This window comes from Vibrio agarilyticus (genome assembly GCF_012641465.1).
Classification (GTDB): domain Bacteria; phylum Pseudomonadota; class Gammaproteobacteria; order Enterobacterales; family Vibrionaceae; genus Vibrio; species Vibrio agarilyticus.
Map to the genome: position 1 here is coordinate 1 of NZ_JABAIK010000062.1, position 597 is coordinate 597.

At 48.6% G+C, this 597-nt stretch carries 1 protein-coding gene; it reads left to right on the top strand.

Features of this window, described 5'->3' with window-relative positions; genetic code table 11:
- Positions 1-469 (top strand): serine hydrolase (locus HGP28_RS19015; protein WP_168837987.1); only part of this gene is annotated, 469 nt, incomplete at its 5' end.
- Positions 470-597 lie beyond the last annotated feature (128 nt).

A 597-nucleotide genomic window follows, 5' to 3' on the forward strand; every position in this document is an offset into this window, starting at 1 on the left:
TGCGGCCAACTTACTTCTGACAACGATCGGAGGACCGAAGGAGCTAACCGCTTTTTTGCACAACATGGGGGATCATGTAACTCGCCTTGATCGTTGGGAACCGGAGCTGAATGAAGCCATACCAAACGACGAGCGTGACACCACGATGCCTGCAGCAATGGCAACAACGTTGCGCAAACTATTAACTGGCGAACTACTTACTCTAGCTTCCCGGCAACAATTAATAGACTGGATGGAGGCGGATAAAGTTGCAGGACCACTTCTGCGCTCGGCCCTTCCGGCTGGCTGGTTTATTGCTGATAAATCTGGAGCCGGTGAGCGTGGGTCTCGCGGTATCATTGCAGCACTGGGGCCAGATGGTAAGCCCTCCCGTATCGTAGTTATCTACACGACGGGGAGTCAGGCAACTATGGATGAACGAAATAGACAGATCGCTGAGATAGGTGCCTCACTGATTAAGCATTGGTAACTGTCAGACCAAGTTTACTCATATATACTTTAGATTGATTTAAAACTTCATTTTTAATTTAAAAGGATCTAGGCTGCTGCTTGCAAACAAAAAAACCACCGCTACCAGCGGTGGTTTGTTTGCCGGAT